At 59.9% G+C, this 20,109-nt stretch carries 21 protein-coding genes and 1 pseudogene; 16 read left to right on the top strand and 6 right to left on the bottom strand.

Going from position 1 to position 20,109, the window contains the following annotated elements; translation table 11 throughout:
- Both HNW77_RS07085 and HNW77_RS07080 read left to right on the top strand, forming a co-directional pair.
- Complete coding sequence (locus tag HNW77_RS07085) at positions 1-339, top strand: DUF736 domain-containing protein (protein WP_039733991.1); 339 nt, start codon at positions 1-3, stop codon at positions 337-339.
- Between the two features lie 4 nt (positions 340-343).
- Positions 344-1,060, top strand: coding sequence for a lytic transglycosylase domain-containing protein (locus HNW77_RS07080; protein ID WP_172156437.1), 717 nt, complete (start codon positions 344-346; stop codon positions 1,058-1,060).
- 279 nt (positions 1,061-1,339) lie between these two features.
- Here HNW77_RS07080 and HNW77_RS17690 read toward each other — a convergent pair whose 3' ends face one another.
- Entirely contained in the window at positions 1,340-1,624 is a 285-nt protein-coding gene (locus HNW77_RS17690) for a hypothetical protein (RefSeq protein ID WP_241694342.1), read from the bottom strand.
- Positions 1,625-1,654: 30 nt separating this feature from the next.
- Between HNW77_RS17690 and HNW77_RS07075 the strand changes: the two genes are divergently transcribed.
- The gene (locus HNW77_RS07075) at positions 1,655-3,082 is read left to right on the top strand and encodes a relaxase/mobilization nuclease domain-containing protein (RefSeq protein ID WP_241694341.1); all 1,428 of its coding nucleotides are present in this window, start codon (positions 1,655-1,657) and stop codon (positions 3,080-3,082) included.
- 203 nt (positions 3,083-3,285) lie between these two features.
- Here the strand turns inward: HNW77_RS07075 and HNW77_RS07070 are convergent, their stop codons facing one another.
- The 5 genes from HNW77_RS07070 to HNW77_RS07050 all read right to left on the bottom strand — a co-directional run bounded on the left by HNW77_RS07070 (position 3,286) and on the right by HNW77_RS07050 (position 7,375).
- Complete coding sequence (locus tag HNW77_RS07070) at positions 3,286-4,395, bottom strand: S1 family peptidase (protein WP_172156435.1); 1,110 nt, start codon at positions 4,393-4,395, stop codon at positions 3,286-3,288.
- A gap of 12 nt (positions 4,396-4,407) precedes the next feature.
- Positions 4,408-5,241 carry an HNH endonuclease family protein gene (locus tag HNW77_RS07065; RefSeq protein ID WP_172156434.1) on the bottom strand — a complete coding sequence of 278 codons (834 nt, stop codon included), beginning with the start codon at positions 5,239-5,241 and terminating at the stop codon, positions 4,408-4,410.
- Positions 5,238-6,569, bottom strand: a complete 1,332-nt coding sequence (locus HNW77_RS07060; RefSeq protein ID WP_172156433.1) for an AAA family ATPase — start codon at positions 6,567-6,569, stop codon at positions 5,238-5,240. The genes HNW77_RS07065 and HNW77_RS07060 overlap by 4 nt, the downstream gene beginning before the upstream one ends.
- A gap of 220 nt (positions 6,570-6,789) precedes the next feature.
- Positions 6,790-7,128: a CcdB family protein gene (locus HNW77_RS07055; RefSeq protein ID WP_338033779.1), complete on the bottom strand. Its 339-nt coding sequence runs from the start codon at positions 7,126-7,128 to the stop codon at positions 6,790-6,792.
- Positions 7,106-7,375, bottom strand: coding sequence for a type II toxin-antitoxin system CcdA family antitoxin (locus HNW77_RS07050; RefSeq protein ID WP_172156432.1), 270 nt, complete (start codon positions 7,373-7,375; stop codon positions 7,106-7,108). Before HNW77_RS07050 ends, HNW77_RS07055 begins: the two co-directional genes overlap by 23 nt.
- A gap of 173 nt (positions 7,376-7,548) precedes the next feature.
- On the opposite strand from HNW77_RS07050, the gene HNW77_RS07045 reads away from it, so the two are divergent.
- From HNW77_RS07045 to HNW77_RS06985, 13 genes and pseudogenes are all read left to right on the top strand, one after another.
- Positions 7,549-9,549 carry a conjugal transfer protein TraG gene (locus HNW77_RS07045; protein WP_172156431.1) on the top strand — a complete coding sequence of 667 codons (2,001 nt, stop codon included), beginning with the start codon at positions 7,549-7,551 and terminating at the stop codon, positions 9,547-9,549.
- 7 nt (positions 9,550-9,556) lie between these two features.
- A complete protein-coding gene (locus tag HNW77_RS07040; protein WP_172156430.1) occupies positions 9,557-10,003 on the top strand; it encodes a CopG family transcriptional regulator in 447 nt (148 codons plus the stop codon).
- Positions 10,004-10,197: 194 nt separating this feature from the next.
- The gene (gene trbB, locus HNW77_RS07035; RefSeq protein WP_408886772.1) at positions 10,198-11,154 is read left to right on the top strand and encodes a P-type conjugative transfer ATPase TrbB; all 957 of its coding nucleotides are present in this window, start codon (positions 10,198-10,200) and stop codon (positions 11,152-11,154) included.
- Positions 11,151-11,519, top strand: coding sequence for a TrbC/VirB2 family protein (locus tag HNW77_RS07030; RefSeq protein WP_172156428.1), 369 nt, complete (start codon positions 11,151-11,153; stop codon positions 11,517-11,519). Before trbB ends, HNW77_RS07030 begins: the two co-directional genes overlap by 4 nt.
- Positions 11,519-11,794: a VirB3 family type IV secretion system protein gene (locus HNW77_RS07025; RefSeq protein ID WP_172156426.1), complete on the top strand. Its 276-nt coding sequence runs from the start codon at positions 11,519-11,521 to the stop codon at positions 11,792-11,794. The genes HNW77_RS07030 and HNW77_RS07025 overlap by 1 nt, the downstream gene beginning before the upstream one ends.
- A 13-nt stretch (positions 11,795-11,807) precedes the next feature.
- A complete protein-coding gene (gene trbE, locus HNW77_RS07020; RefSeq protein WP_172156424.1) occupies positions 11,808-14,249 on the top strand; it encodes a conjugal transfer protein TrbE in 2,442 nt (813 codons plus the stop codon).
- Positions 14,246-14,980 (top strand): P-type conjugative transfer protein TrbJ, encoded by a 735-nt coding sequence (gene trbJ / locus HNW77_RS07015; protein WP_172156422.1) that lies wholly within the window; start codon positions 14,246-14,248, stop codon positions 14,978-14,980. The genes trbE and trbJ overlap by 4 nt, the downstream gene beginning before the upstream one ends.
- A gap of 5 nt (positions 14,981-14,985) precedes the next feature.
- Positions 14,986-16,053, top strand: a pseudogene (gene trbL / locus HNW77_RS07010) (P-type conjugative transfer protein TrbL); the annotation flags it as partial.
- A 44-nt stretch (positions 16,054-16,097) separates the two neighbouring features.
- Positions 16,098-16,943 (top strand): type IV secretion system protein, encoded by an 846-nt coding sequence (locus tag HNW77_RS07005; protein WP_276592082.1) that lies wholly within the window; start codon positions 16,098-16,100, stop codon positions 16,941-16,943.
- 5 nt (positions 16,944-16,948) lie between these two features.
- Complete coding sequence (trbF, locus tag HNW77_RS07000; protein ID WP_172156420.1) at positions 16,949-17,632, top strand: conjugal transfer protein TrbF; 684 nt, start codon at positions 16,949-16,951, stop codon at positions 17,630-17,632.
- Positions 17,629-18,630: a P-type conjugative transfer protein TrbG gene (gene trbG, locus HNW77_RS06995; protein ID WP_172156419.1), complete on the top strand. Its 1,002-nt coding sequence runs from the start codon at positions 17,629-17,631 to the stop codon at positions 18,628-18,630. The genes trbF and trbG overlap by 4 nt, the downstream gene beginning before the upstream one ends.
- On the top strand, positions 18,627-19,835 hold the full coding sequence (locus tag HNW77_RS06990; protein WP_172156417.1) for a TrbI/VirB10 family protein: 1,209 nt from the start codon (positions 18,627-18,629) through the stop codon (positions 19,833-19,835). Before trbG ends, HNW77_RS06990 begins: the two co-directional genes overlap by 4 nt.
- Positions 19,832-20,104, top strand: coding sequence for a DUF2274 domain-containing protein (locus HNW77_RS06985; protein WP_172156415.1), 273 nt, complete (start codon positions 19,832-19,834; stop codon positions 20,102-20,104). The genes HNW77_RS06990 and HNW77_RS06985 overlap by 4 nt, the downstream gene beginning before the upstream one ends.
- Positions 20,105-20,109 lie beyond the last annotated feature (5 nt).

The raw sequence follows: 20,109 nt of genomic DNA, 5'->3' as shown, positions 1-20,109 counted from the left end.
ATGGCACAGATCGGTCTTTTCACGCGCACGAAAACCGGCTTTGCCGGGCGCATTCGCACCCTCACCGTGGCGCAGGATATCCTTCTCGTTCCGGCCGAGTTTTCCGACGCCGAACATGCCCCGGATTACCGCATCCATCTCACCGATGCCGATGGCCCGGAGGTTGGTGCTGGCTGGAAACGCACCGGCGAGAGGGCTGGTGAATACATCGCCGTAGCCCTCGACGACCCCGCCTTTGCACAACCGATCCGCGCCAATCTCTTCCGTGCCGGTGGGGAGCGTGCGGTCTGGGTGCTGAACTGGACGCGTCCGTCACGGCGTGTTGAACGCGGGGAATGAGACGATGCGACGCATCTTCTTCCTCGCTGTCGGTGTCATTGCAATCGGCGTATCGAGCGCACCTGACCCGTCATGGGCGGCATCGGTTCCAGCGCCCGCTGACACCGATCCTTACGGTGCGGTGATCGCTGAAGCCGTGCAGCGTTTCGATATTCCCGCGACGTGGATACGGGTTGTCATGGGCGCTGAAAGCGGTGGCGATACCGGCGCGATTTCTGCAAAGGGCGCGCGTGGACTCATGCAGATCATGCCTGCGACATGGGCCGACCTTCGTGCACGTTACGGGCTGGGAAGCGATCCATTCGATGTGCATGACAACATTCTCGCAGGCGCTGCGTTCCTGCGCGAGATGCACGATCGTTATGGCTCTCCGGGCTTTCTGGCAGCCTATAACGCCGGGCCGGGACGCTACGAGGATTACCGTGATCGGCAACGCCCGCTGCCAGCTGAAACGCGTGCCTATGTCGCCGGGTTGCTGCCCCTGATCGGTCAGGGCGGTGCTGAATCGTTGCTGTCGGTTTCGCATCCCGATCCGCTGTTCTGGACTCATGCGCCGATTTTCGCTGTGCAGTCAGACGATGCGGGGCAGGGCGTTCCGGTTGCAATGAAGCTGCCATCGCATGGTGTTCGAAGTGACATTATCGCGCATGGTCTCGCGCCTGTTAGGCCGCTTTCCGGTGGGTTGTTCGTTGTCTCTTCCGCATCGGGAGCACTGCCATGAAGGCGCGCTCAGACTTCCCTTTTCTTGCCGGTGTCCGGTTACCCCAGGATGCCAGTCTGCACGGTATCCAGCATCGCAGGGTGGGTGCAGCGAAGGGTGAACAGGCGCTCTGGGGCTTGGAGAATGAGAGGCGAGATAAAAGGGCGCACATTGCGCCTCGGTTGGGGTGTTGGTTTTCCTATGTTTTTTCGTTCTCCCAACAATGTTCTGCTCCTTCCGGCAATGTTTGCCGACCCTGTTTTCCATTGTTGCACCGGGCTTTTTCGCACATTGGGGGCGTCAATGGTCCGCGAGAATGAATTCCAGCCCCGTCTGGGTCGCATCCGCTCGCCGCGCGCCCAGCGGCTCAAGCCCTTCGTCGCCCAGGCCCTCGCCTCGGCCCAGCGCGCCGGAGGTGGTGGGTTCCGATCGGGCCGCAACGGCAGTGGTTCCCGTTCGTCCTTCGGGCGTGGCCGTGTCGCGGCAGCCAGAGCCAATCGCCTGCTGACCAGCCGCGCCCGCTGCGTCACCGTCAAGGCCCGTGTCGTGCGCCATAGCGGGCGCAAGGCGCCTCTCGCCGCTCATCTTCGCTACCTGCGCCGGGAAGGGGTGACGATGGACGGTGAGAAGGCACGGCTCTTCGGTCCGGGCATCGACGATGCTGACCCGAAGGCATTTGCGGAACGCTGCGAAGACGATCGCCACCACTTCCGTTTCATCGTCTCGCCCGAGGACGCCCCCGATATGGCCGACCTCAAGGGCTACGCCCGCGAACTGGTCGGGCAGATAGAAAAAGACCTCGGCACGAAGCTGGACTGGGTGGGGGTGGATCACTGGAACACCGGTCATCCCCATGTCCATATCCTCGTGCGCGGCGTGGCCGAGGATGGCAGCGATCTCGTCATCTCCCGCGACTATATCAAGGAGGGCCTGCGCGCCCGCGCCCAGGATCTGGTGACGCAGGAACTCGGGCAGCGCAATGACATCGAAATTCACCGTGCCCTCGAACGTCAGGTCGATGCCGAATACTGGACCCAGCTTGACCGGCAGCTCCAGCGTGATGCTGGCCGTAACGGCATCATCGACATGGCGCCAGCGCCGGATCGGCAGCCTGATCCGTTCGAGACCCTGAAGGTCGGCCGCCTGCGCTGCCTGGAGGGGCTTGGCCTCGCCCATCAGGTCGGACAGGGACAATGGATGCTGGATGAATCCGCTGAGGCGACGTTGCGCGAACTTGGGGAACGCGGCGACATCATCAAGCGCATCCACCGCTCGCTGGCTGAGCGCGGCATCGAGCGGAGCACATCGAACTATGTGCTGGCGGGTGAAAGCCTCGACGTCGCCGTCATCGGCAGGCTGGTCGATCGCGGGCTGGACGATGAACTGAAAGGCACTGCCTATGCCGTCGTCGACGGGGTGGATGGCCGCACGCATCATATCCGCTTTCCCAATCTCGATGCGACTGGTGATGGCAGCATGGGGGCGGTTGTGGAGCTTCGTGCCTTCGATGACAGGAAGGGGCAGCGTCGTGTTGCCCTGGCTGTTCGTTCCGATCTATCGATCGAGGATCAGGTGACGGCACGAGGGGCGACCTGGCTCGACCGGCAGGCTGCGGCCCGCGATCCGGTGGCGCTGGGCCAGGCCGGCTTTGGAACTGAGGTACGTGAGGCGATGGAGCGGCGGGCGGAGCAGCTTATCGAGCAGGGCCTCGCCGAACGCCGGGCGCAGGGGGTGATCCTGGCGCGCAACCTGATCGGGACGCTCAGGGGCCGTGAGGTCCGGGAAGTCGGAGAGCGGCTGGCCACCGAGACGGGTCGGACATTCCACCAGTCGGCTTCCGGGGAGTATGTCACTGGCACCTATCGTCAGCGCATGGTGCTGGCTTCGGGTCGCTATGCGATGATCGATGACGGGATTCAGTTCCAGCTTGTACCTTGGACGCCATCGTTGGAGAAGGAGCGTGAACGGCATGTGTCCGGGGTTGCGCGCGGTGATGGCGGGATTGACTGGAGCTTCTCTCAGAATAGGGGCATTGGATTGTGAACCGTTTGGCAGGCATGCCTGGTCGCGTTCCCTCGGTTTAACAACCGGAATGCCGAGGACGAGAACGCCTTCGACCCTTGGACTACTGGTGGATTGTGGAATGATGACTGACCGTTAGGCGAGGATTGCCGCCAATCCGCTTCCCAACATAAAACATTGATAAGCAGGTATACAATCAAACAAAGCTGGAAAATATTGTAGCATCACCCGGAGCAATGGAGATTAATAAAATCTAAAACATGGTTGGCTGGTATTGCAGAATTTGCTTTTTCTATTCCTCCTTCATGATGGCTCTCCAATGAATTGACTACTACGCCCAAACATAGCCCCGTTTCGCCTAATACAGGCCCTCCGCTATTCCCAGGCGCGACTACATTTGAAATGATCAATCGGTCTTCGCCTAAGTAAGTGTTGACGAGGGCATTTAGTTCGCCGCCATGGGCCAAAAGGTACGGTGCATCAGTCGTAGCTATACGTGGATAGCCGAGGGTAATTGTTCTCATGAGTACTGCTAGATCACCCAAAGGAAAAATCGGTGTAATAGTATTATCGCATTCCACTTCAAGCAGGGCCAAATCAAGTTTAGGGTGTAAAATCCATGTTCTATCACAAGGTTTGATAATTTTTTCTGCGGAATCCCCTAATCCCAAAAATTCGATACCCTCATCTGGGTTGATATTATGCTTTGCGGTGACAATAAAACGTCTATCAATATTTTCCATACTAGATGCAATAAACCCTGTCCCTATATACTCACAGCCTTTTTGCTTGACATACACAGGCGGAACGCTTTTGTGATATTTTCGCGCGACATAACTAGGTCCAAGAAGAATATTATCGACAATACCGAGATTTATTAGTGATTTAATTTTATTTTTCTCCCAGTAGTAATGTACCATAGTTCTAGGATCAGATAGGGGATATTCTACAACCATTCCCCATTCAATAAGACGATTAAATAGAGGCATTGTAGAATAAAGTCCTAATCCTCCCGGTCCATCCACACACGTGAGCAAAAGAGACGTATAATCTTCTATGCTGAAAGCTCCGGTATCAAGTAATTTTTTGCGCTGATTGAAGTTCTTATGGTTTCTTAGACCTTCATTAATCAGATCTCTATACGCATCTTCTTGTGGAACTACGCTTAAGAGCTTTATAAGGGCCGAAATTTCTTGCGGAGGATTATTCCCCATTTCATCTATAATCTTTGCAACCATTAATTTTTCCTTCACCTCGTTGCGTAATGGAGTAATTGAGATCAAAAGCTGTGTTTTGTAAAGATTGTTATGAATAAGGCCGATTTTGGCTTCCAATCCGACAGGCTGCTAAAATGGACCTGGCAATCCCCATAGCTTGGCATAATAGCGGCTCATCCCAGCGAATGGCTGGGTGCGGCCTTGTTGCAACCGTAATTCTTTAATGACCTCACGTTGGCCAAGAGGAGGCAGATACTTGAGGGTCTTATTCAGAATTGCAAAGGTTCTATATCCCGCGTAACGTGAGCGCCGCAATTCTTCGCGATTAAGACCCAGAACATTTTCAACGGCCGCGAGTGCACGATTGGCGCGTGCACTGCCAGTAGAACGCACCCATATTTCCTTATTTATATCGTCCGCTTCGTAAATAAATAATAACTCAGGATCTTCGAGATAGGGATGTGGCAAATCAGCATTCTCACTTGACCACAAGGCTGCTATTTGAGCGTCAGTCATAGCCGTTGCATCAAGAGTCAAGGTGGTAAGCAATGCTTGCAAACCCGTCCCTGATGGAAGAGCTGCAGGCATTGTAGGCCCGCTTAGAATTGGTCCGGAAATAGGGAATTGATCACCCTTAAAAGATTGATTGCATATTTGGCAGCTGAAAAGGTAATTGTCGAAAGTAAAAGCTAGCCACCAATAAATGGATTTAGGACGAAAGTGTTCCACATCGCCGTGAGCAACGACATCAGTTGAAGCTTCACAATAAGCGCATTTCCCTCCGGTATCGGTTTTCAGCGCACTTTTTGCAGGTTTCCAAGATGTTGATTTGAAATCAAATTTTCCCTTTGCTATGTAATCAAAGTAATGTGATGCCAACAAAGAAGCGGCCACGTTAAGTTTTGGCTGCTGAAAACGCTTTGGAACCTGTGTGGTAACTCGGCGGCGCTTCAACTTGATCATTCCGATTTTTTACTCCGGTCTGGGTTTGATCGACTAGTTAATATTTCAGGTGATGACGATTCAGTATTAGGGTCGAGCATAGTCGCAACCCGCTCAAGGAGAAGATTCGTACGCTGGAGATAAGGGGGCACCTCTTCCCAGTTCGAAACCGACCGAAGGTCCCGTTCGATTTTTCGGATACGTTTGTCCTTTACTGCCGAAGGACGACGTTGGCTGCTTCCAATACCTTGGAGTTCCCGTAATTCTTCTCGTAAACTTTGTACTTGCAGAGAATCAAGGGAGTTTAGGCCAAACAGGCTACTCTCTAACAATTGCGGCAAAAGCAAGCGATTTGGAGCTCCTTCGTAACCTTGTAGAACTACGCCCTCGTTGTCTTGGCGCCGAAGAACATAAAGCTCATTCTCTCCTGCTTGATGGACCGTTAGGGGGGAATGAGTTGTCGCTATAATTTGCACGTTAGGAAGCAATTTATTGAGAAAAGACACAAGTCGGCGTTGCCAGACGGGGTGTAGATGAATATCGATCTCATCTACTAATATTACGCCACGAGCACATAATGGATCCCTATAGTCGTTGAAAGTTTCCGTGATCTGCCACAAAAGATCACCGCACCAAGCGGCCATTGTCTGGTAACCATCAGAAAGCGCCGAAATCGGAAGAATGCCATCCCGTGTTTCGAACATCAAACGTCGTTGTTGGCGATCAATACCTTTGAATTTGACATCCGGAAGCAACTCGTTGAGCGATTTTCGAACTACATTCAATCCAGCCTTACCATGACGGTATTCGATATCCATCGCCCATTGTTCAAGGGAAATCAGCGTCGTTTCAGGATTGAAAAGGGTGCCGACGGCACCTGCTCTTACAGATCGGAAGCCTGAAGTGGCTTCTGAGAAAGAATAGCGCGAACTCTGAGAGCGTCGGGTCACTCCATAGCCAACGACAAAATAATTGCGTGTCGCTCTAGCTAGAGCAGCATCTAACTGCTCTAGATCGGGCTTGTTCTTTATCGCAAACTCCAGAACTGTCATGCCCCGAATAAAAGTCAGACAAGAGCGGCGCGGCTCACCGCTCGCAGTTACAAATTCGACTTCGATTTGAGCCCTCTGCTCCCCTAGCCTAATCCACTCGTCAGGTATTCCAACCAATTCCGTAGAAGCATCACTTCCTGCTAGGGCCAAAGCCAAGCAGCGAAGGACCGTGCTTTTTCCTGTTCCGTTCTCACCCAACAGATACGTCCATTTGCGGCCCTTACTGCGTTCACCGAACGGCAAATCTAGCTCTCGGATCGATCGTATGTTTTTGATACGTATGTTGCGAAGAAACATGGTTTTATCCAATTATACAACGAGTTTAACTTATACCCGTGGCTCTAAGTATACCATTTTTGCGCGGCACAAAGCAGTAGAGAACAATGCTAATCTCAAAATTTCCTGAGAGCTTTTCCGCATAGATTATTAAATTTTCAATTATCATGTCTGCTTTCCCGCGCGCGGTATAACACTGGAAATGACCGACATGAGAGCGACAGCTGAAGTTCCGCGCTTCTCATGCTCTGCTGACCAGTTCGTCCAGCGCCCTGAAGATCGCGTCCTGATCGCGTTCGGCCAGGATGCCAATGGCGGCTCCCAGCTGCGTGGTGGGGACAGTCGCCAGATCAAACGGGTTGGCGAAAACGTCCTCACCCTCGACGCAAAGGTGCGGCGTCAGGGGATGGTCTGGCGGCTTACCGGCAGATCGCCGCACGAGCGGCATGACCACGCGACCCACACTGCGCTCTAGCCGAGTGCTCTGGATCTGTACGACAAAGGGGATGTCCCGATTGCGGCCAGGGTTTCGGTAGATGGCGAATTGCGGCATCGGGTCAAAGCGTCGAGAATTCGTCACTCAGGAAGCCGTGCCGCGCATGCAGTTCGTTCACGGCGTCGATCACGCCATCCAGTTGCCGTTGCTCGTCTTCGCGTTTCTCACGTGCGGCATGGAGATAGTCGCCCAGCAGGGTCTCGACCGTCGCAGAGAGGTTTGGCGTGACCTGACGAACCTGGGCTAGCAGATCGGCATTGAGCGACAGATTGACCGGCCGTCGCGGGGCTGTTCGATCGTAATGCGTGGTGCGGGTGACAGTGCCAGCCATGTCTCGACTCCTCATACGCATGCCATGCGCATGACGAGATCATGTGGTGGGGCACCGCACCATGCAAGTATTTTTTCGCTTCTGACCGCTTGGGTGCGACAGAGGTGACGAGACCCTTGCATGCTCTGAAATGATGGCTGTCCGTTGTTTCTCCGATGGATCGGAGAGTGCAGATGGAACAGCCCGGAACACGTATTCAATGGGGACAGGTCGCGGCGGTCCTGTCCATGATCGTCCTGTCCTGGTGGGCTGCGACGGAATGGACGGCATGGGAACTCGCTTTCCAGCCTGAACTCGGTCGGCCCTGGTTCGTGCTCTTCCTTCGCTGGCCGGTCTATGCGCCGCCGCTGTTTTTCTGGTGGTGGTACGTCTTCGATGCCTATGCCCCCGCTGTATTCGCGCGCGGGGCCTGGATCGCAGGCTCAGGCGGCGTGCTGGCGTTCGCCGCTGCCGTGGCCCTGTCCATCCATCGCGCCCGCGAGGCAAAGAAGATCGAGACCTATGGATCGGCGCGCTGGGCAGGACCGGCTGAAATCGCCCAGGCCGGGTTGCTTGACCCGGACGGGGTGGTGCTGGGCCGGTATGGCAAAGCCTACCTGCGGCATGATGGGCCGGAGCATGTCCTGACGTTCGCACCGACCCGCAGCGGCAAGGGTGTCGGCATGGTCATTCCCACACTCCTGACCTGGCCCGGTTCGGCGATCGTCCATGACATCAAGGGTGAGAACTGGGAGCTGACGGCGGGATTTCGCTCTCGTTTCGGGCGCGTCGTGCTGTTCGATCCAACCAATGCGACCTCCGCTGCCTATAACCCGCTGCTGGAGATCCGACGAGGAGAATGGGAGGTTCGGGACGCCCAGAACGTCGCCGACATCCTCGTGGACCCAGAAGGCAGTCTGGAGAAGCGCAACCACTGGGAGAAGACCTCGCACTCCCTGCTGGTCGGTGCCATCCTGCACGTCCTCTATGCCGAGCCCGACAAGACCCTGGCCGGTGTCGCCAATTTCCTGTCGGACCCGAAGCGCCCGATTGCCACAACGCTGTCGGCTATGATGCGGACGAAGCATCTTGGCGATGCCGGCGCGCATCCCGTCGTGGCTTCGGCCGCGCGTGAATTGCTGAACAAGTCTCCCAACGAGCGGTCGGGTGTGCTGTCCACCGCCATGTCCTTCCTCGGCCTCTATCGCGATCCCGTGGTTGCGGAGGTGACGCGGCGCTGCGAATGGCGGATATCTGACATCGTCGATGGTGATCGCCCGGTGACGCTCTATCTGACCGTGCCGCCATCGGATATCAGCCGGACCAAGCCGCTGATTCGGCTGGTGCTGAACCAGATTGGCCGTCGATTGACGGAAGACCTGGAGGCTGCGGCACAGCGACGGCGGCTCCTGCTGATGCTCGACGAATTCCCGGCCCTCGGGCGGCTGGATTTCTTTGAATCGGCGCTGGCCTTCATGGCGGGCTACCGGATCAAAAGCTTCCTGATCGCCCAGTCCCTCAACCAGATCGAACGGGCTTATGGGCCGAACAATTCGATCCTCGACAACTGTCATGTCCGGGTGAGCTTCGCTACCAACGATGAGCGGACCGCGAAACGTGTCTCGGACGCGCTCGGCACCGCCACCGAAATGAAGGCAATGAAGAACTACGCGGGCCACCGTCTTTCGCCATGGCTGGGCCATCTGATGGTTTCGCGCTCGGAGACCGCGCGCCCGCTGCTGACGGCCGGCGAGATCATGCAGCTTTCGCCAGCAGACGAGATTGTCATGGTCTCCGGGCTGTATCCGATCCGCGCGAAGAAGGCCCGCTATTTCGAGGATAGCCGCTTTCAGGAGCGTATTCTGCCGCCGCCGAAGCCCACACGCCCGACGGAGGGATGCCCGGACGACTGGAGCGGCCGTCCCCTTCCACCCAGACCGCCGGCGCCAGATGCGGCGACTGAAACGCCAATGATGGACGATGAGGAAGAAGATCCGAACCAGTCCGCCCGACGCCGTCAGCCGGAACTGGGCGAAGGCACTGTCGAAAAGAAAGAGCCGATGCAGAACGAGTTCACGCCCGATCCGGTCGATGAATTCGACGACATCGCACCCCGCAACAACCGGATGAACGATCTCATGCGTGGCGTCGCCCGGCAGGCATCGCTCGACCGTGGCGATGAACTTGGACTGTGAGGCAGCTATGGCGATGCCAAAAAAGAAAGCTCAGATCTCCGTCTATCTCGACCCCGAGGTGATGAAGACTCTGTCCGCCTATGCAGCGCGACGCGCACAGCCGATGTCGCTGATCGTCGAGGCTGCTGTCGCCTCCTTCCTTTCGCCCGATGGCGAGGAGCGCCGCGAGGCTGCCACGTCGAAGCGCCTCGACCGGCAGGACCGGCGCCTCGCGCGGCTGGAGCGTGATATCGGCATCACGGTGGAGACCCTGGCGCTGTTCATCCGCTTCTGGCTGACCACAACCCCGCCGCTTCCCGAACCGGCGGCGAAGGCCGCGCGGGCGCAGGCCGGGGCGCGTTACGATAATTTTGTCGCCGCCCTTGGCCGCAGGCTGGCCCAGGGACCAAGACTCCAGCAGGAAATCCCGGAGGATGTTTCGGCCCCCGGCGCACCGGATGAACCGGAGGCATAAAATCCGCACCTCGCAAGTATTTTTGCCCTGCGTTTTGCTGCCGTCCTACGACGCCTGAATTCCTGTTGAAACGCGCTGTTTCCAGCCTTTCTTAATGATCCCCGTCGCTGCTCGTCCGTTGCGTTCGGCCCATACGGGGGAAGGTCATGTCGGTTTCCGTCATCCATGAAGGGGCCAGGGTACGCGGCATGTCCATGCTGCGCACGGCGATGGGGCCGGCGATTGCCCGGTACCTCGCTGATCCCGCGATCATCGAAGTGATGCTCAATCCTGATGGGCGGCTCTGGATCGACCGTCTGTCCGAGGGGCTGGGCGATACGGGCGACAGGATTTCACCGGCCGATGCTGAGCGGATCGTGCGGCTGGTGGCCCACCATGTCGGGGCGGAGGTGCATGAGGAAGCACCGCGTGTATCGGCCGAACTGCCAACTGGTGAGCGCTTCGAAGGATTGCTGCCGCCCGTCGTGACGGCCCCGAGTTTCGCGATCCGCAAGCCCGCCGTCGCCGTGTTCACCCTTGATGACTATGTCGCCGCCGGAATCATGACGGAGGGACAGGCGGTGTTTCTGTGCCGCGCTGTTGCAGAGCGGAAAAACATCCTGGTCGCGGGCGGGACATCCACCGGCAAGACCACGCTGGTTAATGCCCTCCTGGCCGAGGTCGCGAAAACCGGTGATCGCATCGTGCTGATCGAGGATACGCGCGAACTGCAATGCACGGCGCCCAATCTCATTGCCCTGCGGACCCGTGAAGGTGTGATTACCCTTTCGGATCTCGTCCGGTCCGGTCTCCGCCTGCGCCCCGACCGTATCCCGATTGGTGAGGTGCGTGGCGCTGAGGCGCTCGATCTGGTCAAGGCATGGGGCACCGGTCATCCGGGTGGCATCGGCACGCTGCACGCCGGATCGGTGCTGGCTGCCCTGTATCGTCTGGAACAGCTGATCCAGGAAGCGGTGGTCACGGTGCCACGCGCCATGATCGCGGAAACCATTGACGTGATCTCGGTCCTGTCCGGACGCGGCAATGCCCGCCGCCTTTCCGAACTGGCTGAAATCGATGGTCTCGATCCCGTGACGGGCGCCTATCGCATCCGTCCGTTCAGCTTTTTCTCTTCCGAAACATCCTTCTCTGCCAATGGAGAGTCATCATGAGGCCGCCTTCACGTCTGCGCGCCGTGGTGTGCGCTGTCGCACGTCCTGACCGGCATGTGCCGGATCTTCGTGTATTCGGAACCGCCATGCTGCTGTCGCTTGTTTTCGCGTCATCAGCATGGGCATCGGGATCCAGCATGCCCTGGGAAACGCCGCTGAACGAGATTCTGGAATCCGTGCAGGGACCGGTCGCCAAGATCATCTCGGTGATCATCATCACCGTGACCGGTCTGACGCTGGCCTTTGGGGAAACATCTGGCGGGTTTCGCCGCCTGATCCAGATTGTTTTTGGACTCAGCATCGCTTTTGCGGCGTCCAGCTTCTTCCTCTCGTTCTTCAGCTTCTCGGGCGGAGCACTGCTCTGATGGCGGGATATGACGATGACGCGGTGCCGGGATTTCATGTTCCAGTGCATCGGTCGCTGACCGACCCCATCCTGCTGGGTGGGGCGCCCCGTGCCGTCGCCATCGCGAACGGCACGCTGGCGGCAGCGATCGCCCTCGGTCTGCGGCTGTGGCTGGTCGGGGCCGTGTTCTGGATCGCCGGCCACGGGCTCGCGGTCTGGGGCGCCAGGCGCGACCCTTTCTTCATCGAGGTGGGGCGACGGCATCTCCGTTATCCCGCCTGGCTTCAGGCGTAGGGAGGGCAGGGCCATGATGTCCCTTGGCGAATATCGTAATCGTGCCGCCCTCCTGTCCGATTTCCTGCCATGGGCCGCGCTGGTCGAAAAAGGTGTCGTCCTGAACAAGGACGGTTCATTCCAGCGCACGGCGCGCATCCGTGGCCCCGATCTGGATAGCGCCACGCCTGCCGAACTGGTCGGCGTGACGGGTCGGCTGAACAACGCCCTGCGCCGTCTGGGTTCCGGCTGGGCCGTGTTCGTGGAAGCGCAGCGCGTCCCCGCGACAGTGTATCCCGAGAGTGATTTTGCCGATGCGGCCAGCCAGATGGTCGATCTGGAACGGCGCGAACAGTTCGAGGACGAGGGCGCCCATTTCGAGAGCCGGTATTTCCTGACCCTTGTCTGGTTGCCGCCGGCGGAATCCTCGAACCGGGCAGCACGGTTTCTCTACGAGGGCAGGGAGCGCGAGGGGCCTGATCCGCACGGCATATTGAATTCCTTCATTGATCGTAGTGACCGGCTTCTTGCCCTGCTGGATGGGTTCATGCCCGAGGCCGTCTGGCTCGATGACGGGGAGACCCTGACCTACCTGCATTCGACCATTTCCACCCGGCAGCAGCGCGTCCGCGTGCCGGAAATTCCGATGCACCTTGATGCGCTGCTGGTGGATCAGCCGCTCTCGGGCGGGCTGGAACCGAAACTCGGCGATGCGTATCTGAAAACCCTGACAATCACCGGTTTTCCGAGCCGCACCTTCCCCGGAATCCTCGACGATCTGAACCGACTGGCGATGCCCTATCGCTGGTCCACCCGCGCCATCCTGCTCGACAAGACCGACGCCACCAAGGTTCTGACGAAGATCCGGCGGCAATGGTTTGCAAAGCGCAAGAGTATTGCTGCCATTGTCCGCGAGGTCATGACCAACGAGGCTTCGGTCCTCGTGGATAATGATGCTGCCAACAAGGCGGCCGACGCCGATCTGGCTTTGCAGTCCCTTGGTGCTGACGATGTCGGGCAGGCCTATATCACCGCGACCGTTACGGTCTGGGATGGTAGCGCCAGCATCGCGGCCGAAAAGCTCCGTCTCGTGGAAAAGATCATTCAGGGCCGTGACTTCACCTGCATGACGGAAAGCCTGAATGCGGTGGAGGCATGGCTGGGGTCATTACCCGGCCATGTCTACGCCAATGTGCGTCAGCCCCCGGTTTCGACACTGAATCTGGCCCATATGATCCCGCTCTCCGCCGTGTGGGCGGGGCCGGAGCAGGACGGGCATTTCAGGGCAGCGCCGCTTTTCTATGGCAGGACGGCGGGTGCCACACCGTTCCGGTTTTCCCTGCATGTCGGCGATGTGGGTCACACGCTGATCGCAGGACCGACAGGAGCCGGCAAATCAGTCCTGCTGGCGTTGATGGCGCTCCAGTTCCGTCGCTATGCGGGATCGCAGATTTTTGCCTTTGATTTCGGCGGTTCGATGCGGGCCGCGACGCTGGCGACGGGTGGGGACTGGCATGATCTCGGCGGTGGGCTGACAGACGCTGATCTGTCGGGAGAACAGGGTGGCAGTGTATCGCTCCAGCCGCTGGCGCGGATTGATGATCCGGATGAGCGAAAATGGGCCAGCGAATGGCTCGGCCAGATCCTTGTCGGCGAGGGCGTGGCGCTGACCCCGGATGTGAAGTCTCACCTTTGGTCGGCCCTGAATTCCCTGGCGTCGTCGCCCAGCCATGAACGCACGATCTCAGGTCTGATCGCACTCCTTCAGTCCAACGCCCTGAAGCAGGCAATGGCGCCATACTGCCTGGGTGGTCCCTATGGCCGCCTGCTCGACGCGGACGCAGAGCGGCTGGGCGACGGCGATGTCGTGGTGTTCGAAACCGAGGGGCTGATCGGCTCCGGCGCTGCATCATCCGTGCTGTCCTATCTGTTTCACCGCATTGAGGGCCGACTGGATGGCCGCCCGACGCTGCTGGTCATTGATGAGGGCTGGCTGGTCCTGGACGACGGGGATTTTGCCGGCCAGCTTCGGGAATGGCTGAAAACGCTGCGCAAGAAGAACGCCAGCGTCATTTTCGCCACGCAGTCCCTGTCCGACATTGCCAATTCCCGCATCGCGCCGGCTGTGATCGAAAGCTGCCCGACGCGGATCTTCCTGCCCAACGAGCGCGCTATCGAGCCGCAGATCATGGCGCTCTATCAGGACTTCGGCCTCAACGACCGGCAGATCGCCATCATCGCCCGCGCGGCCTCGAAGCGGGAATATTACTGCCAGACACAGCGCGGCAACCGCCTGTTCGAACTGGGGCTGGGGCCAGTGGCACTCGCCCTGTGCGCGGCATCCGGCAAGGACGATCACCGGCTGATCGACAGTGTGCTGGCGGAACATGGGCGGGACGGTTTTCTCCCAGCCTGGTTCGAGGCACGCGGCGTGGCGTGGGCCGCCGACCTTCTGCGGGAAGGATCTGTGTCATGAGGCAGGTGGTCTTTCTCTGCGGTACGGCGGCCCTGCTGTCGCTTGGCGTTCCACAGGCCCGGGCACAATGGGCGGTGTATGACGGAGCCAACCATGTCCAGAATGTTCTCATTGCGGCACGGACCCTCCAGCAGATCGATAATCAGATCACCTCGCTGGCCAACCAGGCACAGATGCTGGTCAATCAGGGACGTAATCTGGCGAGCCTGCCGCTATCGACTCTCTCGACGCTGCAATCGACGATTTCCCAGACCACGGCACTGCTCGCGCAGGCGCAGAACATTGCCTACAGCGTCCAGTCCGTCGAGCAGCAGTACCAGCAGTCCTATACGTCGGTCTCATCGGGCATGTCCGACAGCGCCCTGTTCAGCCAGGCGCAGACACGATGGCAGAATTCCGTAGGCGGCTTTGAAGATGCTCTGAAACTGCAGGCGCGTGTTGTGGGGAATATTCCTTCCGACAGCAGTGCCATGACCCAGCTTGTTTCGGCCAGCCAGGATTCCACAGGTGCCCTGCAGGCGGCGCAGGCTGGCAATCAGCTTCTCGCGCTACAGTCCCGACAATTGTCCGACATTCAGGCCGAACTTGCCGCTAATGGCCGCGCCACCGCCCTGCAACAGGCCCGCGATGCAGCGACGGAAGCCGAAAGCGAAGTGCAGTATCAGCATTTTTCCCAATATAACGCCTATAGCCCGACTTCGGTGTCCATGTTCGGCAGCAGCGGGAACTGACCACCATGACCATGAACGATGTCGGCGTTATCGATACCTTTCTGAACACCTTCACCACCACCATCGATACGGGGTTCGGTCTGGTGAAGGGGAATGTGATCTCGCTGGCAGGCACTCTGTCTGTGCTGGACATTGCTCTTGCCGGCCTGTTCTGGGCCTGGGCGGCGGATGAGGACATTATCCAGCGTCTGGTGAAGAAGACGCTCTATATCGGGTTCTTCGCCTGGATCATCAATGATTTCGATGCGCTCTCGAAAATCGTCTTCGACAGCTTTGCGGCCCTCGGACTGAAGGTCGGCGGTGGCAGTCTGGCGCTTGGAGACTTCCTGCGGCCCGGCCGACTGGCCTCGACCGGATTTACGGCAGCGCAGCCGCTTCTGGACGCTGTCCACAATCTCCTTGGTCCGGTCGCCTTCTTTACGAACTTCATCCAGATCTTCGTGCTGTGCCTGTCCTGGCTGATTGTGCTCGCCGCGTTCTTCATTCTGGCCGTGCAGCTTTTCGTGGCGCTGATCGAGTTCAAGCTGACCACGCTGGCGGGTTTCATCCTGATTCCGTTCGCCCTGTTCAATCGCACGGCTTTCCTTGCCGAGAAGGTGCTGGGCAATGTCGTCTCGTCGGGCGTGAAGATCATGGTGCTGGCGGTCATTTCCGCCATCGCGTCCGTTCTGTTCGCCCAGTTTACGATCTCCTACGGCAGCGATGTGCCGACCATCGGCCAGGCCGTCTCGGTTGTTCTGGCGTCGCTTTCGATCGTCGGGCTCGCCATTTATGGCGGCAGCATCGCCAATGGCCTGATTTCCGGTGCCCCGCAGCTTGGTGCGGGCGCGGCAGTCGGTACCGGCATGGCGGTTGGCGCCATGGGTGCTGCCGCTGTTGCCGCGCCCGCTGCCGCAATTTCCGGAGGTGCCGCTGCGCTGGGCGCTACAGCCGCCGCCGCGCGGGGAGGGGCCGCGATCGCGGGTGCGGCCAACACCGCTTATTCCATGGGAGCCATGAATGCTGCCGGTGGCAGTGCCGGTGCCCGTATGGCGGCTGGTCTGGGCGGTGTCGCCCGGACGCCGGGCAGTTCTTTGTCGCCCTGATCGAATTCAAGCTGACCACGTTGGCAGGGTTTGTGCTGATCCCGTTTGCCCTGTTCAACCGCACGGCTTTCCTCGCCGAAAAGGTCATGGGTAATGTTGTCTCCTCGGGCGTGAAGGTCATGGTACTGGCCGTGATCAGCGGCATTGCCGCGACGTTGTTCGGCCGGTTTACCACCTCCTATGGCGATGTGCAGCCCACGGTCGGGCAGGCCCTGTCCGTGGTGATTGCCTCACTGGCCATTGTGGGCCTTGCGATTTTCGGGGGCAGTCTGGCCAACGGGCTGATCGCTGGCGCGCCCCAGCTTGGTGCGGGAGCCGCTGTCGGCACGGGCATGGCCGTCGCTGGTATGGGGGCTGCTGCCGTGGCGGGCGTCGGCGCGGCTGTTTCTGGTGGTGGGGCAGCCCTGGCCGCCACGGCGGCAGCCGCGCGGGGAGGGGCGGCCGTCGCAGGCGCTGCATCAACAGCCTACACGCTCGGGTCCGCGACAGCGGCTGGCGGGAGCGCTGGTGCCCGGATGGCTGCTGGTGTGGGCGGCATTGGCCGGGCGGCCGGGTCTGCGGCTGCAGGCGCTGTGAAAAATAAGGCCGCCAGTGCCGTCAGCGCCATGAAAGATAGTTTCTCATCGGGCGGCAAGGCGGCCTTTACCGCGACTGGTGGCCGGACAACCGGTTCAAGTGGTGGCGCCGCTGAGACGGGGGCATCGGGAGGCGGAACGGGGTCATCCTCGTCAGCATCATCCGCCAGCGAGCCTCCGCGCTGGGCAAGCCGCATGAAGCGCCGGCAGGCGGCGACCCATGCCGCCGAGGCCGCCCATGTCATCCGCTCCGCCGATGGCGGGGGCGGATCTTCCTCAATCGATCTGTCGGAAAAGGAATGAGAACGATGTTCCGTCGCTCCACGGTGCGCTACGGCACGACGCCGGAGCCGGTTACTCCCTATCAGAAAGCCGCCCAGATCTGGGATGAACGCATCGGTTCTGCCCGCGTGCAGGCCCGCAACTGGCGGCTGATGGCGTTTGGTTCGCTGTTCCTGTCTGCAGGCCTCGGGGCCGGGCTGGTCTGGCAGTCCGCACGCGGCACCATCACGCCATGGGTCGTGCAGGTGGACCGTCTGGGCGAGGCGCAGGTCGTGGCGCCTGCGACAGCCGCCTATGTGCCGACCGACCCGCAGATTGCCTGGTATCTGGCCCGGTTCATCGAGGATGTCCGCAGCCTGTCCTCCGATCCCGTGGTGGTGCGGCAGGACTGGCTGCGCGCCTACGCTTTCACCACCACGTCCGGTGCCCAGGCGCTCAACGATTATGCCCGTCAGAACGATCCCTTTGCCCGCATCGGGCATGAGCAGGTCGAACTGGACGTGTCGTCCGTCATTCGGGCGTCGCCCGCGAGTTTCCGGATCGCCTGGGTCGAGCGCCATTTCCGCGACGGGGCGTTCGTTGGCACCGAGCGCTGGACCGCGATTGTCTCGGTCCGGCTTAGCCCACCACGTGATGCCGACCATCTTCGGAAAAATCCCCTTGGTGTTTTTGTCTCTGCCATCAACTGGTCGAAGGAACTGGGCCAATGATCCGTCGCGCTCTTCGTGTCTTGCCGCTGCTGATCCTGCCCCTGGCCGGATGCGCGCAGCATTACCATCCGCCGGTCATCCGCTACGATGACGCCGTGCAGGCCACGCGTCTGCCGGACCCGCCAAAACCGGTGCGGGTGGTGGAAGTCCCGAAACCGCTTCCCTTGCCGGGACAGCTCAAGCTGTTGCCCTCACGACGTGCGGTCCATCCGTCCCCAGAGGTCGCCGACCCCACAGCGCGTGTGACGCAGGCCAATCTGGCGGCACGCATCCAGCCCACGCGGGCCGGGTTCATCAATGCGGTGCAGGTCTATCCTTACAGTCCGGGCGCCCTCTATCAGGTCTATGCCTCGCCCGGCGAAATCACCGACATCATGCTCCAGCAGGGGGAGAAGCTGGTGGGCACTGGACCCGTGGCGGCAGGGGATACCGTGCGCTGGATCATTGGCGATACCGAAAGCGGGGCAGGGGCGACCAAACGCATCCATATCCTGGTCAAGCCGACCCGCCCGGACCTCACGACCAATCTGATCGTCAACACGGATCGGCGCACTTATCTGGCGGAACTGCGCTCTACGCCTGCGACCTATATGGCATCGGTGTCATGGGATTATCCCGAGGATGACCTGATCGCCATGCATCGGCAGGACAATGCGGCCGATGATGCTACCCCTGTGGATGCAGGGCTGGATCTCAACGCGCTGAATTTCCGCTACGCCATCCAGGCGGTGAAAGGCGGCACACCGCCCTGGCTGCCCAGCCGGGCGTTCGATGATGGCCACAAGGTCTATATCGCCTTTCCGGCAGGCATAGGGCAGGGGGAACTGCCGCCTCTGTTCGTGCTCGGGGCGGACGGTGGGCCGGAACTGGTCAATTACCGGGTCCGGCAGAACTGGATGATCGTTGATCGCCTGTTTGCTGCTGCCGAACTGCGTCTGGGCGACAAGCACTCCGAGCAGCGGGTGCGCATCGTCCGCACAGATGGACGGCGGACATGACGGACGGGCAGGAAGAACGCCGGGACGAAAGCGGGGAAGGTCGCACAGAAAATGCATCCCCAGCGGTCCCGCCATCGCCGCCCGATCTGCGCCTGCGGACGGAACGACCGCGTGTCGTGCGTCTATCGCGCTATGTTGTCTGGGGACTGGCGGGCACGGGTATGATCGGGATTGGTCTGGCGCTGGGCTACGCGCTGCAGAATTCCGCCTGGCAGGGTCCAGCGTCTGCCGTGCAGGATTCCGATGTGCGGCCCTCGGCCGATGGGCTTGATGGCCTGCCAAAGGATTATACCGGCGTGCCCAGACTGGGGGCGCCTTTGCCCGGTGATCTGGGCAGACCGATCCTGAAGGCGCAGCAGGAAGGCAGGGCCGGACCGGTTTCCGGTATGGGTGACCGGCGCGCCGAACAGGAAGTCGAGGCAGCCATCGCCAGCAAGCTGTTCGTGCAGACTCAGGACGCCGGGCGGCAGGACAGTGTGCCTGTCCCTGCGTCGCCCTCAACCGGGAATAACGCTCCGGCTGCGTCTGCGGGCACAAATGATCGGCAGGCCGCCAACCGCACCTTTCTGGCAGGACAGCCTGATCGCGTCACGATCAGCCCGGATCGCCTGACGCAGCCTGTTTCCCCATACGTCATTCAGGCGGGAACAGTCATCGCAGGCGCGCTCAACTCGAAAGTCAGTTCGGACCTGCCGGGGCAACTGATCGGGCATGTGACGCAGAACGTCTATGACAGCCCGACCGGGCGCTACCTGCTTGTCCCGCAGGGCAGTACACTTTTCGGCACCTATAACAGCAGCGTCTCTTTCGGGCAGCAGCGCACGCAGGTGATCTGGACCCGTCTCATCCGTCCCGATGGTGAGAGCATTGTGCTCGACAGGATCCCGGGCGCCGATGCGATCGGCCAGACCGGGCTCAAGGATATGGTGGACCAGCATTGGGGCCAGCTTTTCAGGGCTGCACTGGTGACGACCATGCTGAGCGTCGGGTCTGAAGCCGGGACATCATGGGGTGAGAACAACCTGCTTCAGGCGATCCGCAGCGGTGCCAGCAACGGGTTTTCCATGGTGGGAAACCGTCTGATCGACCGCAGTATGGATATCCAGCCCACGCTGACCGACCGGCCGGGCCTGCCGTTCACCCTAATCGTCAATCGCGATCTGGTTTTGAAACCCTGGCATCCGCATGAAGGAGCAGCACCATGACAAAACTCCGTATCAGCACCATTCCTGACAGCCGGCCGGTCAAACTGACGATCGAACTGCCAGCCGAGATACATCGTGACCTACTGCTGTATGCTGAACTGGTCTCGGAAAAAGCAGGGGAGGCGGCAGATGCCATCCCCGATGCGGCCCGGCTGGTGCCGCTTATGGTCGGGCGTTTCATGGAGACTGATCGGGCCTTCCAGAAACAGCGGCGGGGCAGAAAGCCAGCATCTGCAGCTGGAACGACAGGCGTCTCCAGCGAACGGTAAAGCAG

The organism is Komagataeibacter melomenusus, from assembly GCF_013155395.1.
Classification (GTDB): domain Bacteria; phylum Pseudomonadota; class Alphaproteobacteria; order Acetobacterales; family Acetobacteraceae; genus Komagataeibacter; species Komagataeibacter melomenusus.
This window is presented reverse-complemented; position numbering and strand designations above follow the sequence as displayed.

Bases quoted from the DNA above. Each gene is read 5' to 3' on its own strand.
- HNW77_RS07065 (WP_172156434.1), bottom strand. From the start codon at position 5,241: ATGATCAAGTTGAAGCGCCGCCGAGTTACCACACAGGTTCCAAAGCGT.
- HNW77_RS07075 (WP_241694341.1), top strand. From the start codon at position 1,655: ATGGACGGTGAGAAGGCACGGCTCTTCGGTCCGGGCATCGACGATGCT.
- HNW77_RS07030 (WP_172156428.1), top strand. From the start codon at position 11,151: ATGAGGCCGCCTTCACGTCTGCGCGCCGTGGTGTGCGCTGTCGCACGT.
- HNW77_RS07025 (WP_172156426.1), top strand. From the start codon at position 11,519: ATGGCGGGATATGACGATGACGCGGTGCCGGGATTTCATGTTCCAGTG.
- HNW77_RS07060 (WP_172156433.1), bottom strand. From the start codon at position 6,569: ATGTTTCTTCGCAACATACGTATCAAAAACATACGATCGATCCGAGAG.
- trbF (WP_172156420.1), top strand. From the start codon at position 16,949: ATGTTCCGTCGCTCCACGGTGCGCTACGGCACGACGCCGGAGCCGGTT.
- HNW77_RS07040 (WP_172156430.1), top strand. From the start codon at position 9,557: ATGGCGATGCCAAAAAAGAAAGCTCAGATCTCCGTCTATCTCGACCCC.
- HNW77_RS07085 (WP_039733991.1), top strand. From the start codon at position 1: ATGGCACAGATCGGTCTTTTCACGCGCACGAAAACCGGCTTTGCCGGG.
- HNW77_RS07050 (WP_172156432.1), bottom strand. From the start codon at position 7,375: ATGGCTGGCACTGTCACCCGCACCACGCATTACGATCGAACAGCCCCG.
- HNW77_RS17690 (WP_241694342.1), bottom strand. From the start codon at position 1,624: ATGAGCGGCGAGAGGCGCCTTGCGCCCGCTATGGCGCACGACACGGGC.
- HNW77_RS07080 (WP_172156437.1), top strand. From the start codon at position 344: ATGCGACGCATCTTCTTCCTCGCTGTCGGTGTCATTGCAATCGGCGTA.
- trbJ (WP_172156422.1), top strand. From the start codon at position 14,246: ATGAGGCAGGTGGTCTTTCTCTGCGGTACGGCGGCCCTGCTGTCGCTT.
- trbB (WP_408886772.1), top strand. From the start codon at position 10,198: ATGCTGCGCACGGCGATGGGGCCGGCGATTGCCCGGTACCTCGCTGAT.
- trbE (WP_172156424.1), top strand. From the start codon at position 11,808: ATGATGTCCCTTGGCGAATATCGTAATCGTGCCGCCCTCCTGTCCGAT.
- HNW77_RS07045 (WP_172156431.1), top strand. From the start codon at position 7,549: ATGGAACAGCCCGGAACACGTATTCAATGGGGACAGGTCGCGGCGGTC.
- trbG (WP_172156419.1), top strand. From the start codon at position 17,629: ATGATCCGTCGCGCTCTTCGTGTCTTGCCGCTGCTGATCCTGCCCCTG.
- HNW77_RS06985 (WP_172156415.1), top strand. From the start codon at position 19,832: ATGACAAAACTCCGTATCAGCACCATTCCTGACAGCCGGCCGGTCAAA.
- HNW77_RS06990 (WP_172156417.1), top strand. From the start codon at position 18,627: ATGACGGACGGGCAGGAAGAACGCCGGGACGAAAGCGGGGAAGGTCGC.